This is a genomic window from Micromonospora sp. CNZ322 (assembly GCF_007827755.1).
This window is the reverse complement of sequence record NZ_VITD01000011.1, coordinates 51,802-70,507: the sequence shown is the minus strand read 5'-3', so window position 1 is coordinate 70,507 and position 18,706 is coordinate 51,802. Positions and strand designations below refer to the sequence as shown.

The following is an 18,706-nucleotide window of genomic DNA, read 5'->3' as shown; positions in this document are numbered from 1 at the left end:
GATGGTTGACGTTGGTCGGTCCGACGCGGGCCGGGGTCTCCGTGGCTGGTCCTCATCGTCGGCGCTTGTTCAGACTTGGAAGGCCACCTGACACAGTCCGCACAGTGCCGTCCGGGTTGCTCCGGCCTGGCTTCTGTTGGGCCTCTGTCACTCGCCGACCGGCGAGGTCGGAGGCGCCCAGGTTGACGACGACCCGGTCCGGCCGCTGCCAGCTCCGCAGGTGAGCCAGGGCAAGCTGCCTGTCGACGATGCCGGTGAGCGCGCAAATCGCCGGCATCGCCCGGGACGGGTCAGCGAGCAGGAGATGGGCGACATCGGCTGGGGTCAAATGCCGCGGTGAGGCGTTGCCGGCTGAGATGAGGGATCCGTGAATCTCACCATCCTCAAGCCACAGCCACACCGGCAGCTTGCCGTCGCCGTCCCGCATCACTGGGGTTGTCGACGGGATGCTCAGCGTGGTGGATGTCTGCCTGGCCGCGAGGTGGGCTCGTAGGGCAGCCGCCAGCTGCGCCCGCCGCCGCGACAGGGCCGCCAGGTCTGCCGCCGGCCGGGACAGGGCCACCTGACCCGACGATGCCTTCGGACGGACCTGCGGCGGCCTGGTCGGTGCGGCTCGCCGTTTCGCCGCTCGGCGTTCCTCCATGAACCAGCCGGCGAACGTCCACTGCTCCCGCGTGAAACTGACCGGAATGACCTCGGTCAGGTCTGGTGCCGACGTGTCCTGAATGGAGAGCTGAGCATGTCGCTTCGCCTGGTCGGTCGCGGTGAATGAGCCAATGCCGAGGATCGCGGCTAACGGTATCCGCCTGACGTGGGCCTTCGGCCACGGCAGCAACCGCCAACGCCGAAGAACAAGGTGCTCCTCCTCGAACCTGGCGTCCCAACGCCGACCGGCCATCCCCGCCACCTCCCGTGCTGCGCACGTTAACGGCCTGGTGATCATCACCGCACTCGGCACAACGGGCAGTTGAGATGCCGGATCGTCTGGTTGTGTCAGCGGTGCCGGCGTCGTGAGCAGTCACCGTCGTGGCCGTCGCGGAGTAGGCAACGCCGGCCACCAGGCATCCACAGGTCGCAGAAGACCCGGTGGCGGACGCACTGCCGGTCCTCCTCGGAGACGGTCGTCTCCCCCGGATCCACCATTGGCAGCACCAGCATCCACCGGTCGATGACCCGGGCCAGGCGTTGCGCGGCGGGCAGGTCGTTGGCGACCACGGGCAGGTGGATGACGTATCGCTGGCTCATCGGTTCTGGCCCCGCTCGTTGCGGGCGCGGGCCTGATCCGTCTGCCAGCGACGCAGCCCGGCCTTGATCCGGGCCGTCTCGCGGCGGCTCTCGGCGAGAGCGGCGTAGACGGCGGCCATGTCGACGGCGACCCGGTCGAGGAAGGCGTACACGTCGTCGGGGTTCAAACCGCGACGTCCGAACCCGACTGGCGTGAAGCGGCGCTCACGCACCTGCCACGGCAACAGACTGGTGTACGCGGCGGAGCGGTAGTTAGCACCACCGCCGACTGGGGTTGGTCGCTGGTTGCGAGCCTTCATGTCCATCCACCTTCCTGATCGTGGACAGGGCGGGCCGGCTCGCTCATCCGGTGCGGCAGACACACCCCGCCCTGACAGCGCAGCTTCTCTCAGCGGTACGGCATCACGGCTGCTCAGCGAGGGTTGTTCGGGGAAGCACGACGGCCGGTCGGGGGGACCGTACGGCCGCCGTGCTGGGATCAGCCTGCGATGGGCGGCAGCCGAGACGCAATGTCTCGGGCAGCGATTTCACCGGTGTGCACTGACTTTCTTTGCTGCAATCCAGGTGAGTTGCAGGAGCGGCTGATGCCGTGTTGCGGGGTGGAACGATAGAGCGCGCGGATACCCGAAGGCTTGGACCGATCGTGAGCTGTAGCGGTTGGCGGAGGGCTGCCAGGACGGGGCGGAGACTGCTCCGGGTGAGTTAGCGGATTGAGAGCGGACCGGTGGCGTCGGCGGATTCGCCCATCTCAAGCTGGCAGGCCATCACCTGGTGTCGGCACTCCTCGACAAGGTCCTGCTCCTCGTCCGACTGATCGAGGTCCCGGGCCAGCGCCGCGAACGCGTGATGGGCCTGCCGGAAGTCACCTGCGAGCATCAAGAGGTTCGCGAGATCCACTCGTAGCGCCACGATCTCGCTGGTGATCCACTCGCCACCTTGCGGCACCTTGCGGAGGGCCCGCTCCAACATCTCGGCTGCCTGCACGAAACGCTCGTTCTCGGCGAGTTCCCTCGCCTGCGCCCGCAACTCCAGCAGGTTCTGCGGGGATCTTTGCGGCGGAACCGGTACGGGGGCGGTGTGCGGTGCAGTGCTGGAGAGCGCGTTGTCCGTTCGGGCGGCCAATAGCCCCGGTGAGTCGCCGTCGTCGAGGAAAGGCATCAGTAGCTGACGAACCTCGCCAGCCGATGCTGGCCTTTCCGCTGGGTCCTTGGCCAGCAGGCAGTAGATGAGGTGCGCCAGGTCATCGGGAACGTCCGATCGGTACTCAGTGATGATGGGAATGGGTGCATCGATATGACGGCGCATCATGTCCGGGGCGTTTGCCGCCTCATACGGAGGGTTCCCGCCAAGCATCTCGAAGAGGATGCAGCCCAAGGCGTACAGATCGGCAGCAGGCCCGACAGGGCCACCCTGGGCCTGCTCCGGTGCGATGTAGGCGGGGGTCCCGAGCGTGCGCCCGGTTACGGTGAGTCGGGATGCTTCGGCCGGGCCGAGCAGTGCCGCCACACCGAAATCGAGCACCTTGACCACCCCCGCCGGGGTGATCATGAGGTTCTGGGGCTTCAGGTCACGGTGCACGAGGGAGGCGGCGTGGGCGGCCACGAGCACCGAACAGACCTGGGCGGCAATGGACGCCGCCTCGCTGACAGGCAGTCGTTCCTGCTCGGCGATGTGGTCGGCGAGGACGATTCCCGGCACGAGCTGCATGACGAGGAAGAGATCTTCACCGTGTATGCCCAGGTCGTGCACGGCCGGCACACCGGGGTGGTCGAGTCTGGCTGTCGCTCTCGCCTCCCGCCGGAAGCGCTTGCCCGCCGTCTCACGCTCGTCCTCCGGCACCTCCAACTGCCGGAGAAACTTGATCGCCACCGGCCGGTCAAGTCGCTCGTCGAAGCCGGCCCAGACCTGACCCATTCCTCCGCGACCGACCGGATACGTCAACTCGTACCGGTCACCGACACGATCCCCCGCTTGCACCTAGCCTCCCCCGCATCGCACGCCGACCCGCCTGAGCAGGAGCGGCAATCAGGCTAGCTGTCGCTGTACGAGCCGCCCGGTCAGGAACGGACTGGGCGTGCCGTGCCAGAACACCGCAAGCTCGTCGCGGGAACGGGTGGCGGCGACGAAGAGCAACGACCGGTCGCGCTGGCGTTCACGCTGGTAGCGCTTCGGGTCAGAGTCCCGGTATCTGCTGATCATCTGCCGAGGCACCAGGCCGTCGCTGACCCCAGCGATGATCATGCGCTGGTACTCGAGGCCCTTGAACCGGTGCATCGTGCCGATGTGCACGCCGTCAGGGCGCTTCGGGCCGTCCGGGCCGATCTCCACCACTTCCACGCCATCAGCCTCCAGTCGGCTGATGACGTCCACCGCCAGGTCCTTGGTCGGTACGCAGATGGCAACCGAACCGTCCGTCGGACTGCCCCAACTGTGCAACTGCTCGACGATCAGGTCCCGCTCCTGCGCCCACGTCCCGGCACCGCGAAAGACCGGGCGGCCGCCACGCAGCAGCGATCGGTAGCCGGCCAAATCCTCCTCACCGCCGTCGAGGTCGTCGTACACCTCCCCGGTCATGATCTGCAGGGCATCGGCGAGGATCTGCCGGGTCGTACGGTAGCTCAGGGTGAGCCTGGACGACCGACCGCGAATGTTGACGCCAAGGCTGCTCAACGTGACGTGGTTGTCGTAGATGCGCTGGTGGGTGTCGCCGGTGAGGAACATGTCGTCCGGGCCTGGCGCGACCATGGCCCGCAGCATCTTCCAGTGGGCGGCGCTGAGGTCTTGGGCCTCGTCGACCACCACGTGGCGGTAGCGCGGCCGGTAGAACCCGCCAGACGACTCGCCGGCGACCCCGTTCTGGGCCGTACGGTCCATCTCGAGGCGGGCAGCCCGTTGTGCCACCTGGCGCCAGGTCCAGACGCCGCGGTTCTCCAGCCAGGTGGTGAAGCGCTCGGTCAGTTGCCAGATCTGGTCCCGCTCGATCCGCGAGAGGCTGCGGCCGCGATTGGGACGGCGGGCCTTGAAGTAGTCCGTCCGCGAGTTGAGCACCTGACCGAGGATCACCTGGGTCCACTCAGCGGCGAGGAACTCCGCCTCCCAGGCGGTCTCGCCGGTCTCGATGAGGAACTCGTCCCACAGCTCAAGGACTCGATTGTCGTCCACCACCCGGCGGCTGCCACCTGCCTTGGCTTCGGCCACCACCCTGCTGGCCAAACGGTCGATGTTGACAATGTCGACGCGCGACACCAGCTCCTGCCCGCCCAACGCCATGAGCCGGGTCCGCAGGTCGGCCGCCAGATTCCGGTTGAAGGTGGTGAGCAGGATCGGCTTGTCCGCTCCGTCTGGCAACTGCCGGGCGAGGTGCGCCACGCGGTGCAGGGCGACGATCGTCTTGCCGGTGCCTGGGCCACCACCGACCCGTGCCGGGCCGTTGTAGCGGCGCTCGACCAGCTTGCGCTGAGTGGGGTGCAGGAAGATCTGCCACCGCTCGAAGGCTTCACCGAGCATCGCCTGCAACGCCTCGTCGTCGGAGGTCACCTGCGTGGCGGGCCGTTCCACTGCCGCCTCGAAGTCCTCGGGGTCGACCGGCTCGTCGGCGCGGACCGGGTCCGTGACCTGTTGCAGCACATCGTCGTAAGGGGTGCCGTCGAAGAGCGCGAAGAGCACGTCGGTGGTGAGCTGCGGCGCCCTGTCCAGCAGTTCCAGCAGCTCGGCCTCGGCTGTCAGTTCCCGGATCTGTGGTAGCAGCGGCTCGGATACGCCGAGATCCAGCAGCTGGGAGTCGGTGTACGTGTCGAAGAGCGGTTTCTGCGCGGGCTCCGGTTCCACATCCGGCGGCACCACCCGACCGATGATGCTGTCACCAACGGGCGCCATGTCGATGACCTCGATGCCGCCGGTGATCCGGTTGATGCGGTACGCGTACCGGGTGAGGTCGTCGTACACCTCACCGCGGTGCTTGACCGCGACGAGCAGGTAGTCGCGCTCGGCGATGTGCAGCAGCAGCGCGCGATAGTCCTTGTTGACCCGGGCTGACATCAGCCGGGAGTCGCTGTTGAGCGCCTTCAGGTTGAGCCCCGGGTTCTCCGGGTTGTGCCGGAACTTGTGCATGAACTCGTAGACCGCTCCGATGTCGGCGCGGGTGAGCTTCATGACCTCCTTGTCGGCGCGGTCCAGCATCCGCAGGGTTGTTGCTTCGGTGCTCATCGACGTTCTCCCCCGCTTGTCGCCTTGATCTCTGCCGCCAACTCGTCAGCCGACCATTCCCGAGCGGTGCGGGCGTGCCAGCCGGCTTCCGCGTACGCCCGGTCGCGATCTTCCGTCTCCGGGTCGTCGGACGGACCGGTGAGCACGATGGCGATTCGCCGGTCGGGCCAGGCCAACTCAGCCTGCCAGCCCTGGTCGCCCAGCTCGTAGCCGACGACCGGTGCGGGCAGGTCCTGCCGCGCGAGCTGCTGGACCAGCTGATCCAGGGTGTTCTCGGCCGGGTCCAGGTACCGCAGGACTTCCCGCCACGGCGACTCCGTGTCGAGCGTTTCGGGCTCGGCGGCCGCCGGCTGTGTCGCGACGCCAAGCCACGTTGCCGTCTCCTCGTCAAGCGGCAACGCGCGTTGAGCGAGCACGAGCCCCGTGCCCTCGGTGACCGCCATCGAGGCCGGCTCGAACGCATCAAGTGTGGACACGGCGAGCTGACCCGCATCGCCGCCACCATTGCCAAGGAATTGGATGACATTGCCCCACGCCAGCCACGCGGCCCAGCGGTCCTTGTGGCCCTCATCTGCGACTGCGGCAGGCAGATCGTCGATGACGGCGAGAGCTGACATCGTCGGCATCGGTTTGCTGCGCGCGTCGAGGACGATCGTCACCGGACAGCCTGCGTTGTCGAGAGATCGGGCGACCATGATGTGCCGCGCGGTCGACGGGGGCAGAGATTTTCCACGCAGAGCGGCGGTCAACCTTTCCGCGACGCCTACGGAGTCGGTGGTGCTGTTGTCCCGGGCCTGCTTGAGCATGCCCCACAGGGCGGCCTCCGCCCGCCGCTGCCAACCGTCGAGATCAGGATCGGCGAGGAAGCGCATGAGCTGTTCGATCGGATTGACCCAGATCGTCGCCTCAAGCTCTGCGGGATCCGCGCCAGGAAGCAGGGCACGGTACTTCTCCCTGGCGGTCTGCTTGCTCAGTCCGCCGTACGGCATCCACCGCCCCTGCCCCTCCGCACTCCCCCAGGTCTTGACGTCGTCCCAGGTGGCCGCGAAGACCAGGTAGCCGTGGGCGCGCAGTCGGGCCCGCTTCTCGGCGTCGTCAGCGAGCCGGTTGTACTGCGACGACGCGTGGTATTTGAAGCCGTCGAGGTAGACAGCCACCTCTGGCGACGGAGCGTCGAGGCGCTTGAAGTGGACGTCGGGCCGGGTGCCTCGAACGGTGTTCTGCAGTTTCATCTGCCAGTGGGTCACGCTCTGGCCGTTGTCGCGGACGAACCGAAGGTCGGCGATGCGGGCGCCGTCATGATCGGTGCGCGGTTCGATCCGCAGGCCCGAGTTGGGTGTCTCACCAAGCGCCAGCAACTTGGTGAGGAAACGCATCTCCAACTCGCTCTCCACCTGGTGGATCAGCGAGATCTCGTCCGTGCGGGTGCCCTCCTGGACGTCCCAGGTGTCGAGGAGCTTGTGCAGCATGCCCAACGCCTCGTCGCGGCTCATCAGGGCGAAGTGCTCGTTACGCGCGTGACGTAGGAGACAGCGGTGACACACGGCTTTGCCTTCGTTTCGACAGATGCAGTCGGCGATTCGCTGCCGCGCAAGTTCCAGAACCGAGCGGAACTCCTCCGGCTTGGCGAGGCGGTGCAGATAGCCGGTTCCCTGCGGCTGAGTGTCGTAGACGACCACGAAGTTCCGCGTTCCGTCGCTCTGCCCGTCCGGCATGGTGGCCGACACAGCCTGAAGGTGTGCGGGATCCCCGCCGTACTGCGCGGCGATGCCGAGACGGATAGCGGCGGCGAACGACGCGATGCGCTCCTGCACCACGGCCGTCGCGGCCGGGATCAGGATGCGTAGCGCCTCGGTTTCCAGCTCGTGGGCGAGGATCAGATCGACGTGGGCGTCCGCAGCGGCGGGCGAGCGCCGGTACGGGCACCAGGGGCGGTGGTGCTCGGCGCCCTTCACGACGGTCGACCCGGAGGCCTCCGCGGCGAGTTGTTGGCCCACTGCGGGGACGCCGTCAACAGTGGTCCCGCCGCATGCGGTGCAGGTGTGGAACCGATTGATCCGCACCTCTTCGCCAGCGAAGAGTTCAGCCGCCCGGTCGTAGCGCTGCGCTCCAAGGTTGAAGTGCCGGATCATCGCGTGCCGGCTGTAGTCGACACCGAACGTGTCATGAGCGTGCCGCCAGGACGAATCGACCTTGGCCGGGTCCACGTCGACGGCGACGGTGGTGGCGTAGAACCGACGGTCCCGGTCGTCGCTGTCGTCACGGATGCGGGCGTCGTCGCGCTTGTCGCGGCTCAGCACCCGGGTCGGTTGGAGCACCTGGAACAGTCGTCCGTGATCGGCGATGCCCGGGTCCGCGCATCGCGGGCAGGCGCTGGTGTCCTCCTTGGCAAGGTGGGTACGGACGTAGCCACACTGCGCGCAGATCCGCCACTGCTCGTACGCCGGCCGGTCCGCCGGACCGACGTCCAGCCCGGAGATCTCGTGTTTGTAGCCCCGCACGTAGTAGCTGTTGCCGGGTGCGATCTCGACCAATGCCTGCCGGGCGGGGCGCGCGTACTCCCGGAGTTCGCTGTGGAACCGACGGTCGCCGTCGGTCTTGTCCTCCCAGGTCAGGGTGGCTTCCAGGTCGGTCCGGCTGTCGATGAGCGCATAGTTGGGCAGCAGACCGAACTCGACCAGGGTGCCGTGGGCGGCAGCCGCGCTGACCTCTCGCAGGCGGCGGCGGACCGCGCCCTCCTCGGCCTTCAACATCTTGATCTCGCGGGCGTGGTCCGGGTCGCTGGGCACCAACGTGCCCCGGGCGGTGGCAAGCTCCTGCATCCGTCGGCGCAGGTCGGCCAACCGGAACTCCCAGACCTCGTCGGCTTCCTTGACCCGGTGGACGATGCCGTCCACCGCGAACTCACGCAGCTGGTCGGCGGCGGCCCGCAGAACCTTGTCGCCGAAGAGGGTCAGGAAGTCCTCCACCAGCCGGCCACCGTCGCGACGACCAGCCTCGGCGAGGCCCGTCAGCCAACCCGTCGGGCCGAACAGCACGTGCGCCCGCCGTGGCATCGGCAGCACTCCGGCCAGACGGCCGCGGGCGGCCAGGTCGATCAGGTGGGCGAGGTACTGGCGGCGCAGGATCTCCACGGCGGAGAGAAAGCAGCCGGGCGGGACGATCTGGCCGGCGATCATGTCGCGGGGATCGGTGAGGTAGTAGCGATCCCGCTCGGTTCGTCCCACGAGGGTCAGCACGAGCGCGTTGCCGCTCTTGCGGCCGGCGCGGCCCGCCCGCTGGACGTAGTTGGCCGGGCCGTGCGGGAGCGACGCGAGCACCACGGCGGAGAGGGCACCGATGTCGATGCCCATCTCCAGGGTGGGCGTACAGGAGAGCACGTTGGGGTCGGTGTAGCGCTCGCCGTCGCGGAACTGCTTCTCCACCGTCTCCCGCTGGAAGCGGGTGAGCATGCCGGTGTGTTCGCCGGTGACCACCCGGAACACCGGGCTGTCAAGGTAGAGCCGCCGGTAGTAGTCGTCGGCCGCGGTGTCGTCGTGGGCGGCTTGGAGCTGGCCGCGGCAGCGGTACTGCCGGCACGGCTGGCCGATCCAGTCGGCCACCCGGTCGGGGTGCTCGGTCTGCTGCCAGTGGCAGGTGTCGCAGCCGACACCGGCAGTCACGGCGGAAGCGTCGTCGAGTCGGGTCACCCGCAGGTGGCCGGGCATCAGCCCGTACACCTTGTTGCCGTCCTCGGTGTCGCCAACGGCGACCACGCCTTCCGCGGCGAGGGCCGGCAGCAGCTGGCTGAGGAAGCCGGCAGCGTCACCGGAGTCGAGGCCAAGACAGCGCGACGTCCAGTCCTGATACCAGTTGCCGCGCGCGGTGATCACGTCGAACTCTGAGCGGGACTTCGGCGTCGCGAGCAGGAACGCGGGCGCGGAGAGGCCCTTCGGGAACGCGGGCATCCCGGCGGGCCGGCCGCCCCAGATCTGCCACCGGGTGCCGCCGCGCTTCAGGTACGGCACCAGCCACTCGTGGAACACCGCACCCCGGGTCCGTAGCCGTTCCAGCAGACCGCGGAGGAAGGCGAGGTAGCGGGCGTCGTCCGGTGCCATTCCGGCCAGGTGACCGGGGCCGGTGAGGTGGACGTCCCGGCAGATCGCGGCGGCTCGCGCCGGATCGTCGAGGGCAACCTCAACGGCGACGCTGCGGGTCAACTCCAGGGTGCGGCCCTGCCGGGAGCGCAGCCCGGTCTCCATGACGGTGGCGAAGACAAGCCGCTCGCTGATCAGCTCCCAGGTTTCCCGGCTGCCGTTGTGCTCACCGGCGAGCAGGCTGTCGACTCCGGGCTGATCGTGCAGGTCCGGCGGCACGACGGTGGAGAGGATCTCCGGCTGCGCCGCCTCCTCGATCATCCTGACGAAGAGGTCGTCGAGCGCGATCGACTCCCCGGCTTTCAAACGGCCGGCGAGGAGCGAGCGCAGCGAGAACGAGTAGGACCGGTTGGCGACGAAGCCGGCGCGGTGGGCGGCGTCCTGCACCGAGTCGTTGAAGAGAAGCGTCTTCTTCTCGGCCTCGTCGAGCTCCCCACCGGTGAAGAGCTGCGTGATCGCCACCGAGGCGAGGGTGGCCAGGCCGGCACCGAGGAAGCGGATCCCGTGGTCCAGTTCGCAGGACGGGCATCGGTCCTTCTCGGCTCCGTCGATGTCGAGCACGTCGCCGAGTACGACGATCGCGTCGTCGGTGGGCTTGCGATCGCGCTGCTCGTCGAAGGGGCGCACTCGACGCCCGTACTCCAGGACCAGCAGGCCACGGGAGCGCTGGCGTACCTCGTCATCGGTCGCGGCGATCAGCGCGCGGACCCGGCGCTTGTCCCGACCGACGCTGGCGCGGTAGATCTTGTCCGGGTCGGTCTCCAGCTCCTGCGGGTCCTTCTCCGGCGACAGCGCCATCCACCCGGAGCGGCCGCAGTGCCGGCAGTAGATAGCCGGTAACCGTGGGTAGCGGTTGTCGGCGACGACCACGTCGGCGTCGGTGGCGTACGGGTCCAGCTCGCGCGGCGCTTCGCCGTACCAGCCGAAGGCGGCCTCGTGGGAGGTGCCGCGCAGCAGTCGGGAGACGGCGCGTACCCACAGGTGGGTTTCGATGTTGAGCAGCGGGCGGCCGGGAGCCTCCGGGTTCTGCGCCACGGAGAGCAGGCCGACGAACCGGGCGAGAGCCTTCGCCGTGATCTCGGGCGGGGTCTTCATCACGCTGCCCCAGCCGGTGGCGTTCTTCCGAGGCAGCACGTCGATGATCTCGTCGAGGGTGCACGGTCGTGTCTGAAGCGAGTCGAGCACCGCCTTCGTCAACGGATGCTGACGGAGCAGGTCACCGAGGCGTGCCGGGTCATTGAGGCAGCGCTCGCCGACGACCAGCTCGGCGACCTTGGCCATCATCTCCTCGTGGTCGCGGTCGTCGACGGCCGCGAGCTGCTCCGGGGTGGGCAGTGGCAGGCTGAAGTCCTGGCTGGCGATGAACTCGCGGGCCTCGTACCGGTCCTCCCCCACCAGCGACCCGGCGTCGAAGGCGACGCCGAAGACCTGCTCGGCGACCTCGCGGATCGCGGTACGACCGTCCCGCCCGCCGCCCTCACCGAGCGTGGCGGAGGTGGCCACGGGACAGATCGGCCCGAGCGGCCGCTCGGGTTCGTCGAGGTCGAGCGCGGCGGCGAGCCGGCGCAGCAGCATCGCCACGTCCGTGCCCTGCGCGCCGTCGTAGGTGTGGAACTCGTCCAGCACCACGTACGCCGGCTCGGCCCCCTCCCAGAGCGGCAGGTCGTCGGCGCGCTGGAGCAACAGGTCCAACATCTTGTAGTTGGTGATCAGGATGTCCGGTGGGGTGCGGCGCATCTCCGACCGCTTGGTGAAGACATGCGCGTACTCGACGGCCGCGACATCGCCGATATAGAGGCCGGCCGTGACCTGGCTGAGCGCCGGGTCGGTGAGCAGCTCGTTGATGCGTTGCGTCTGGTCCGTCGCGAGGGCGTTCATCGGATAGAGCAGGATCGCCTTGACGCCGGCCTTCCCCTGCTGCTTCTGTCGCCGGCAGTGGTCGAGAACCGGGATCAGGAACGACTCCGTCTTACCCGAGCCGGTGCCGGTGGTGATCAGGGTCGGCTCGGCCGCCCTGCCCTTCGTCGACAAACGGGCGAAGGCGTTCGCCTGGTGCAGGTAAGGGGTGAAGTCGGCCGGCGCCCAGTCGAGGTGCGCCCGCCAGTCCCCCTCCGCCGGGCGGAAGGGGGTGCGGATCCGCAGGTACGGGCCGCGGAAGATGCCCTGCTCCGGGTGGGAGAGAAAACCCTCCAAGCCCTGACGTACGCCGTCCTCGGTCAACCCGAAGGTGGTGGTCAGGTACTGGGTGAGGGTTCGACGCAGGGTGTCGGCGGCGAGGGTAGGCCTCATGAGCGGATCACCGCCGCATGCTACTTCACCCCTTACCGGGGTTGACCTGCTCGACAGCCCCCTACAGCGCCGAGTCGGATTCGCGACACCAGTCGGCGTCGATCACCGCCTAGGCTCCGCACCCATGCCCCCCAACCCCACCCGGACGCGCCGCGAGGTCCTGCTCAACGGACGCCGGGTCCGCATCTCCGACCTCATGAACGCGGGCTTGCTGAAACCCGGCAGGGTCCTGAGCTTCCGCCAATACATCGGGGCGGATCCGCACCAGGCGACGGTCACGGAGCGAGGGCGACTGCGTCTGACCGACGGGCGGGAGTTCGGCACCCCCTCAGGAGCGGCCGCCGCCGTTGCCGATCTGGTCGCGGCGCCAGGCTGGGAGGTATGGCGGGTCGGGCCAGACGGCCCGTTTCTGGGCGAACTTCGCCTTCAGCTCATCAAGAGCGTCGCCGCCGAGGTGACGGTCCGCCATGAGCCCAGAGCGGAAGCAGTGGGGCGACGCATGGCGGCCCTGGAGGCAGCCAGACAAGCTGCCGAGGCGGGCACACCCACGGCAATGACGGTCCGTGAACTCATCGGGCTGTGGGGGGTCGAGGGCCGGGACAGCGAGGCGGCACCTCAGATCATGACCGACCTGGCCAACTTCGGCTTGACCACGGTTCCGGACTTCAACGCTGTTGACCTTGACCAGACAGTGCAGATCCGCCGATTCGGCATGGCACAGCCGCCAACCTCGGACGAGCCGGGCGATACGACCGAGGAGACGATGAACGGGGTGGATGAGGAGACAGGTGGCACCATCGGTCTGACGCTGGGCAATCTCCTGCCAAGCAGAAGCCGCCTGGTGTGGGTGACGCCGACCTCAACCTTCGACGAGGCCATCACCGCCATGGAGTTGGACGACTTTTCTCAACTTCCGGTCCTGGCCAACCCCTACAAGATCCATGGCGTCGTGTCGTGGAAGACCATCACCAAGGCTAGGGCGCAGAACCCCGATGCGACGTTCAGCGACGCGATCGATCCCGACGTTCAGGTTTTCGAATATGACCGCCGCCTGATCGACGTACTCCATACGCTGCTGAACTACGAGTTCATCTTCGTCCGGAACCACGAGCGGAAGATCGCCGGCATCATCACCGCCGCAGACGTCGTCCGCACCTACCACCAGACCGCGACTCCCTTCATTCTCATCGGCGAGATCGACCGAGAGCTGCACGAGCTGATCCTAGATTCGTTCGACGAAGCCAGGATCCGTGATGTTTGTGTCCACACTGGTCTTGCCTTCGACGGACTTGACAAGATGTCAATCTCGCACTATCAGACGGTACTCGGGAACACGGAATGCTGGAAGGAACTCGGCTGGAGACTGGAACGTAAACGCCTCGTGAATCGCCTCAAAGAGATCGGTGCAATTCGTAACCGCGTGATGCACTTCAGTAAGGACGCCATCAGAGACGGGGACGTGGACATGATCCAGAACTTCCTGAGGACGATCCGCAGGCACAGCGGGTCATGACCCACGATTTTCAGCTCAACGGACGGCGGTACCGCATCGACGCCGACACGGTCCGGTCGCGACTGCGCGGGCAGTCTCAGGAAGATGTCCGGGATCATTGGGTCGACGTCGACGGGGTCCGGTGGGCCGTCAAGCAGGCCTTCGAGGTGGCGATCGCGGTCCCCCGCAACGCGTTCACCTCCCACATCGCGGTACGCCACCTACGCGCACTGGGGTTCTTGACCAGCCCGCTGCCTACCGAGCGCGATCGGAAAGGGGTCACTCCTCCTCAACCCCGAGGCCCAAGCCAACTGCCGACAACACCCGCACTTGGCGCGGACGAACATTCGCCGGCGGCGGCCTTCTTGACCCTGCTGACGTTCATCAGTGCCGGCGACCTCACTTCGCGGATCGCCACGCTGGAGGCCGACCTGCACGGCGTCGACCGGGACGCCGCGGCCGAGGTGGCCGCCACCTCCGAGCTGGGATTCGACGTACTGCACGCCGCCCTGCAGGTTCGAAAGCACGCCGGCCGGCTCAGCGACGTCATCCACGCAGCCGTGATCACCCAAGTCCTTCCGTTGATCCTTGAGGACGGCGAGCGGGTGCTCCGGAGACCGTCGCTGGCTGCCGGCAATGATCCAGGGCGGCTGTTCGACCTGGAGACAGATCGCCGCGTTGCCGAGTTCAAAATGGCGGTGTGGAAAGGCCGAGACACCATGCGCAAGCGCGGCGTCTTCGCAGACCTGGTGCATCTCACCCTTGCTGGGCCGCCGCGCAAGGCCCAACTCTTCGTGTCCGGCCCTCTGCCCATCAGCTACCTGCGCACCAGCAAGGGATCAGCCGCCTGGGCGCTCGGACGGTCCTCGCCCAACCTTCGCCAGCGGTTCAACGAGGAGTTCGGTTCGGTCGAGATGACAATCCGCGACTTCACCGCCGGGCCCGCTAAGCATGTCGAACTGGTCAACCTCACGAATCTGCTGCCGACAATCGGCCCGGCAATCACATGAGGGACAAGCGACCGCACAACGTCGCCCGCATCCCTTTCCAAACGAGCCGAGGTGGGACCTTGTCCGCGCTGACCAGTGAGGTGAAGGACACCAAGAGCCCGGTGGCTCGCTGGCTGCGGTCGACGTTTCCGCACCATCAAGACGTGCAGGCCGACTACCGGGAGGCAGCCGGACCAGCCAGGGTGCTCCCGCCCACGGGGATCGCGCACGGGACGCAGGGCGCTGCCATCGACTGGTGGTTGCGGTTCCTGATCGACCCGGCCCCTTCGGTCAGTCTCGCGGTGGACGGGCTGCAGACGGGGCGAGCACCGTGCGGACGGGCTGGACTGGAACTGCTGCACGATCTCGGCGCGGTCGACAACAGCGGCATTCACCTCGGTCCGGTCCGCCCGGCCGGGTTCGGTGACCGGTCGGACGAGTGGTGGGCAAGAGTGTCGTATGCGCTGGCTCTGCTGGCAGAACTGTGCCGGGCGCGCCGCGTCGACGGCTCCCGCCTGATGCGACTGGGCCCGCACAGCAGCGCGGCGGACCTACTCGCGCTGGCCGAAGCCGACGAGGTCACCGACCTGGCTGCGATGCGAGATGTCGCTGTCGAGTGTCTGCTACCAGCACTGCCCGCTGGGCCGGTATCGACGGGCTCCACCTTCGACGGCAGCGCCGACATCCACGCCGACGCGGATCTGATCGTCGGCGGAACGCTGGTGGACTTCAAGGCTCGGCAGGGCGCCAGGCCGCGGGCGGACGGCAGCCGGGCCGCGGTGCTGAGCCGGGAGGATCTGGACCAGTTGCTGGGGTACGTGCTGCTGGATTACTCCGACGCCTTCGCCCTGCATTCGGTGGCCGTCTACGCCGCTCGATACGGACATTACGCGTCGTGGCCGCTGGCCGACCTGTGCGCGGAACTCGCCGGGCGGCAGGTCGACCTGGCAGCGCTACGGCAGGAGTTTGCGCAGGTGCTGCGGGTCGAGTTGCCGGGCTACCGCGCGGCGTCGATCGTCGAACGAATCAAGCGGCAATCGACGTAAGGCTTCTGCCGGGAGTCGTTCTCAAAGCGAATCTGATAGCACAAAGTCACCTCCGGGCTCCGTCAAACTTCCATCGCAGTCAACCATTTGTCACCTGACTAGGACGAACGGCCAATTCCGGGGGCAACTCTACCGTCAATAGCATCGAGTTCCTTGCATGGCGCAGGCGACCATGCGTTCGGCTCTTCTGTGGCCAGATCCCGGTCCGACGGTATCGGAGGCGGCGTGGTAATCAGACGAACCATCAGCGACTGGTACACCAATGCGGAGGGTCGAGATTCGTCCGATTCCCGGCATGACTGGGAAAACGACGACCAGCCCGACCGTACGCCTGATGTCTGGCTCGACCGACTTCAACCCGCAAGTCGCGAGGGCTCCATCCGCCCCTCGCGTGGATCCGCCTCCAGGATCACCTCGGGGAACGCCGGTCGCCGAGCCAAACCCACGCAGCGCGACCTGGCAGACGCAGCCCGCGCCCTTCGGAACCGAACGCCCAACATCAAGGACTCGACGATCGCCCGGCATCTGCGGCAGGACGGCTGGCCACAAGTTTCTGTTGACCAGATCCGCGAAGCTCTGCGCGCCAATCCTGCTCCGCCCCGGCGACAGCGGTCTCCCGGTCGTCCCTCGGAAGCACAGGAAGTTGCACCGAAGCAGAAACACCAGAAGTCCCGCGGCACCATCACCATAGTCAGTCCACCTACGGCGACATCCCCGGCGGCCACACGAGGAAAGCAGTCCCTCACCGAGGTGGCTCACGCCATGCGGGCAAAGTATCCGCAGCTCGCCATGAAGAAGCTGACCAGACAGGTGCAGGGGCGCGGCTGGCCGATGGCGACTGTGAAGCAGGTGGAAGCGGCCCTTCAGCAACCGCGGCCCAAACGACCGGTCCGCAGCCGGCCGGCGCCCGTTCCCGCCCCGGTTGTACGTGTTCCTCAGCCGGAGAAATGCTTCGCCTGTGGGGTGGTGCCGTCACTTCTGGGGATATGCCGTTGCTCCTAAGCCCGTAGTCGAGCTGCCCGCAAACCGAACTCGCTATGTCGTCAGCCGGCGCTCACGCCAGCGCTGGATGGTCCGCTTGTAGGGCTCGGGCATGTGCAGCTGTGGCACCTCGTCATACCTGAACACGCCGAGTTCCTTGTGCTCCGCAGAGTAGACAAGCGCCTGGTTTCCGAGGTAGATAGCACCGAAGCTCACGATGAACACGTGCCGGATCGGCGTGATCTCGTAGATCCAGGAGTCGATGATGTCGACCTCCGTGATCGTCAGCCCGAGCTCTTCGGCGACTTCCCGGCAGACGCCGTCCTCGGGCGTTTCGCCCACTTCGAGCTTCCCGCCAGGCAACTCCCACTCGTCACGCTCGTTGCGTAGCAGTGGCACTCGGCCGTGGTGATCGATGACCAGCTTGACCGAGATCGGTAGCTGGTACTCGAAATACCCTGGGTTTCTTTCAACCAGGTACGGCGGTAGTTCCGTCATGCGGGAAACCCTTCCATGTATGCGGCGTCAGGTCGCGGTCAACAGGAGGGCAGCGATGTCGTCGGCCCGCTTGAACCGGCCGCCGCCACTGTCGGGGTCGTCTTCCGCGTCCCGGATCAGCTTCTCCAAGTAGTGCAGCCCCCGATCGCGCGCGTCGGGGATCACCTGGGTCCATGAGCGGTAGAGCCCATAGTCTGTGACCAGACGAGCGAAGCCATCGGTGCACAGCAGTATGTAGTCGGTGTGCATCCACTCGCCGGCAGCGGTGTGTGGGCGAAGCTGGCGATTTGGGTGCCCGGAGAAGACCGACTCGGCATCACCGGAGGTCATCGTTTGTAGCCGGCGCTGGTGCATCGCCGCGATGACCTGGGCCGCCTCGCGTTCGTTCGTCGCCACCGCCGCAGCTTCACGACGGTCGAAGTAGCCGGTGGACAGGACCGTCGGGTGAGCGCCGTCGACAACGACGGTGGCGTCGCCGATGCGGGCGAGGTCGTAGCCGGTGCCCTGGTCGACGCAGACCGCTATGGAGCAGGCGGGTGGCACCCTGCTCGCGGGGAACGACAGGGCCGCCTGCTCGCGGGCCACGTCATCGGCGATCGACGTCAGCAGTGCGACAGCCGAGCCTCGGTACTCGTCGAGGCCGGCTCCGGTCAACCGTTCACCGATGCGGTCGACAAGCCACTGCACGTCACTGTCAGCGGGCAGCACGGTGTCGTCGTACACGTCGGTGGCGCCGTCGATGACCCAGGCGAGGGTGCCGCGGTGGCCGACGCGGTCCTCGTTCGCCCGCGTACCACCGGCGGAGGTAATCGCTTCTCCTACCTTCATGGCTGGTCCAACTCTCATGACATCCACGAGGCCGGCACGAACATTCCCGCCCCGATCATGGCGCACCCGATGACGACCGCTGCGATCACCCGGCGAACGCGGCTGTTGTTGACGAGGGAAAACGTACCGAAAACGACGCTGATCGCGCCGGACGCCACGAGCATGAGGCGAAGACCCTCCACACCGCTGCTCTGGCTGGCGATGTTGCTGGCGGTGGCGATGAACGCCACCACGGCTGCCAGCAGACCCAGGAGTTGCAGTTGCTGCCCCTTGAACTCGGTCAACTCGGTGCGGAAGCGGGCGTGGGCCTGGGCCCATCGCGCGCGCTCCTGCATCAGATCGATCCGAATACGACTCGACTGGTACTGGGTAAGCCGGCGCAGGTGGTCCCGGGAGGTTCGTGGCTCGAGCTCGATGGCCTGCGCGACGGCAGTCCTCGCCGCCTCGAACTCCCCTCGCAGTGCCAGCACCCGCCCCTTTGTCTCGTAGTAGTGGGCGATACGGCCCTGGGTCAGGGTGATCGCTCGATCGACGTGCCGCTCCACCTCGTCGAGGTCACGCGCGGGGCCGGGGTCCTCCAGACGTTCGAGGTATTCGACCCAGAACGCCGCCAACTGGTGGACCACCGCCGCCACGTCAGGCATGGACGCGACCGCCTGACGGGAGTATTCAACCGAGCTGCGAAGCGAGGCGAGGTCACCCTTGGCCCGGGCGACGATCGCGCGAAAGGTGTGGAAGTAGGGCTCCGCTCCAAACTCGTCCTCATGATCTCGGACGACAGATCCGTACTCGGCGTGGCGCTCCTCGCGCCGTAACCGCAGTAGGAGCGCGTAGAGTGCCGCAAACCGGGGCCGCCTGCGAATGGTGCGATCGTCGAGAACGGCGCGCAGCAGCGGCTCAGGGTCGGGGTACGCCTCGACAACGGCTCGGATTGCCTGCGGAAAGGCGGCGTCGGACGATGGCGGCACCTTCGACAGTGCGGCGACGAGTCGCGCA

The 18,706-nt window shown here is 67.3% G+C and carries 12 protein-coding genes; 3 read left to right on the top strand and 9 right to left on the bottom strand.

Going from position 1 to position 18,706, the window contains the following annotated elements; translation table 11 throughout:
- Positions 1-52: 52 nt before the first annotated feature.
- The 6 genes from FB453_RS35030 to FB453_RS23915 form a co-directional block, all read right to left on the bottom strand.
- A complete protein-coding gene (locus FB453_RS35030; protein WP_486480411.1) occupies positions 53-898 on the bottom strand; it encodes a hypothetical protein in 846 nt (281 codons plus the stop codon).
- Between the two features lie 95 nt (positions 899-993).
- The gene (locus tag FB453_RS23935) at positions 994-1,245 is read right to left on the bottom strand and encodes a hypothetical protein (RefSeq protein ID WP_145793606.1); all 252 of its coding nucleotides are present in this window, start codon (positions 1,243-1,245) and stop codon (positions 994-996) included.
- Positions 1,242-1,550, bottom strand: a complete 309-nt coding sequence (locus tag FB453_RS23930; protein ID WP_145793603.1) for a DivIVA domain-containing protein — start codon at positions 1,548-1,550, stop codon at positions 1,242-1,244. The genes FB453_RS23935 and FB453_RS23930 overlap by 4 nt, the downstream gene beginning before the upstream one ends.
- 397 nt (positions 1,551-1,947) lie before the next feature.
- Entirely contained in the window at positions 1,948-3,159 is a 1,212-nt protein-coding gene (locus tag FB453_RS23925) for a serine/threonine-protein kinase (protein WP_486480410.1), read from the bottom strand.
- Between the two features lie 111 nt (positions 3,160-3,270).
- A complete protein-coding gene (locus FB453_RS23920; RefSeq protein ID WP_145793596.1) occupies positions 3,271-5,451 on the bottom strand; it encodes a UvrD-helicase domain-containing protein in 2,181 nt (726 codons plus the stop codon).
- Entirely contained in the window at positions 5,448-11,876 is a 6,429-nt protein-coding gene (locus tag FB453_RS23915) for a DEAD/DEAH box helicase (RefSeq protein WP_145793592.1), read from the bottom strand. The genes FB453_RS23920 and FB453_RS23915 overlap by 4 nt, the downstream gene beginning before the upstream one ends.
- Positions 11,877-12,000: 124 nt before the next feature.
- On the opposite strand from FB453_RS23915, the gene FB453_RS23910 reads away from it, so the two are divergent.
- The 3 genes from FB453_RS23910 to FB453_RS23900 are packed head-to-tail and all read left to right on the top strand — an operon-like array spanning position 12,001 to position 15,403.
- A complete protein-coding gene (locus tag FB453_RS23910; RefSeq protein WP_186718487.1) occupies positions 12,001-13,389 on the top strand; it encodes a restriction system modified-DNA reader domain-containing protein in 1,389 nt (462 codons plus the stop codon).
- Entirely contained in the window at positions 13,386-14,378 is a 993-nt protein-coding gene (locus FB453_RS23905; RefSeq protein ID WP_145793586.1) for a PE-PGRS family protein, read from the top strand. The genes FB453_RS23910 and FB453_RS23905 overlap by 4 nt, the downstream gene beginning before the upstream one ends.
- 59 nt (positions 14,379-14,437) lie before the next feature.
- Complete coding sequence (locus tag FB453_RS23900) at positions 14,438-15,403, top strand: hypothetical protein (RefSeq protein WP_145793584.1); 966 nt, start codon at positions 14,438-14,440, stop codon at positions 15,401-15,403.
- A gap of 1,035 nt (positions 15,404-16,438) precedes the next feature.
- On the opposite strand, the gene FB453_RS23895 is transcribed toward FB453_RS23900, so the two are convergent.
- The 3 genes from FB453_RS23895 to FB453_RS34345 are packed head-to-tail and all read right to left on the bottom strand — an operon-like array spanning position 16,439 to position 18,678.
- Positions 16,439-16,882 carry an NUDIX domain-containing protein gene (locus FB453_RS23895; RefSeq protein WP_145793581.1) on the bottom strand — a complete coding sequence of 148 codons (444 nt, stop codon included), beginning with the start codon at positions 16,880-16,882 and terminating at the stop codon, positions 16,439-16,441.
- A 27-nt stretch (positions 16,883-16,909) separates the two neighbouring features.
- Positions 16,910-17,710: a protein phosphatase 2C domain-containing protein gene (locus FB453_RS23890; protein ID WP_186718485.1), complete on the bottom strand. Its 801-nt coding sequence runs from the start codon at positions 17,708-17,710 to the stop codon at positions 16,910-16,912.
- Between the two features lie 14 nt (positions 17,711-17,724).
- Entirely contained in the window at positions 17,725-18,678 is a 954-nt protein-coding gene (locus tag FB453_RS34345; RefSeq protein ID WP_186718483.1) for a tetratricopeptide repeat protein, read from the bottom strand.
- Between the last annotated feature and the right edge of the window lie 28 nt (positions 18,679-18,706).

Coding starts and splice junctions, on each gene's coding strand:
- FB453_RS35030 (WP_486480411.1), bottom strand. CDS start 898: ATGGCCGGTCGGCGTTGGGACGCCAGGTTCGAGGAGGAGCACCTTGTT.
- FB453_RS23935 (WP_145793606.1), bottom strand. CDS start 1,245: ATGAGCCAGCGATACGTCATCCACCTGCCCGTGGTCGCCAACGACCTG.
- FB453_RS23930 (WP_145793603.1), bottom strand. CDS start 1,550: ATGGACATGAAGGCTCGCAACCAGCGACCAACCCCAGTCGGCGGTGGT.
- FB453_RS23925 (WP_486480410.1), bottom strand. CDS start 3,159: ATGGGTCAGGTCTGGGCCGGCTTCGACGAGCGACTTGACCGGCCGGTG.
- FB453_RS23920 (WP_145793596.1), bottom strand. CDS start 5,451: ATGAGCACCGAAGCAACAACCCTGCGGATGCTGGACCGCGCCGACAAG.
- FB453_RS23915 (WP_145793592.1), bottom strand. CDS start 11,876: ATGAGGCCTACCCTCGCCGCCGACACCCTGCGTCGAACCCTCACCCAG.
- FB453_RS23910 (WP_186718487.1), top strand. CDS start 12,001: ATGCCCCCCAACCCCACCCGGACGCGCCGCGAGGTCCTGCTCAACGGA.
- FB453_RS23905 (WP_145793586.1), top strand. CDS start 13,386: ATGACCCACGATTTTCAGCTCAACGGACGGCGGTACCGCATCGACGCC.
- FB453_RS23895 (WP_145793581.1), bottom strand. CDS start 16,882: ATGACGGAACTACCGCCGTACCTGGTTGAAAGAAACCCAGGGTATTTC.
- FB453_RS23890 (WP_186718485.1), bottom strand. CDS start 17,710: ATGAAGGTAGGAGAAGCGATTACCTCCGCCGGTGGTACGCGGGCGAAC.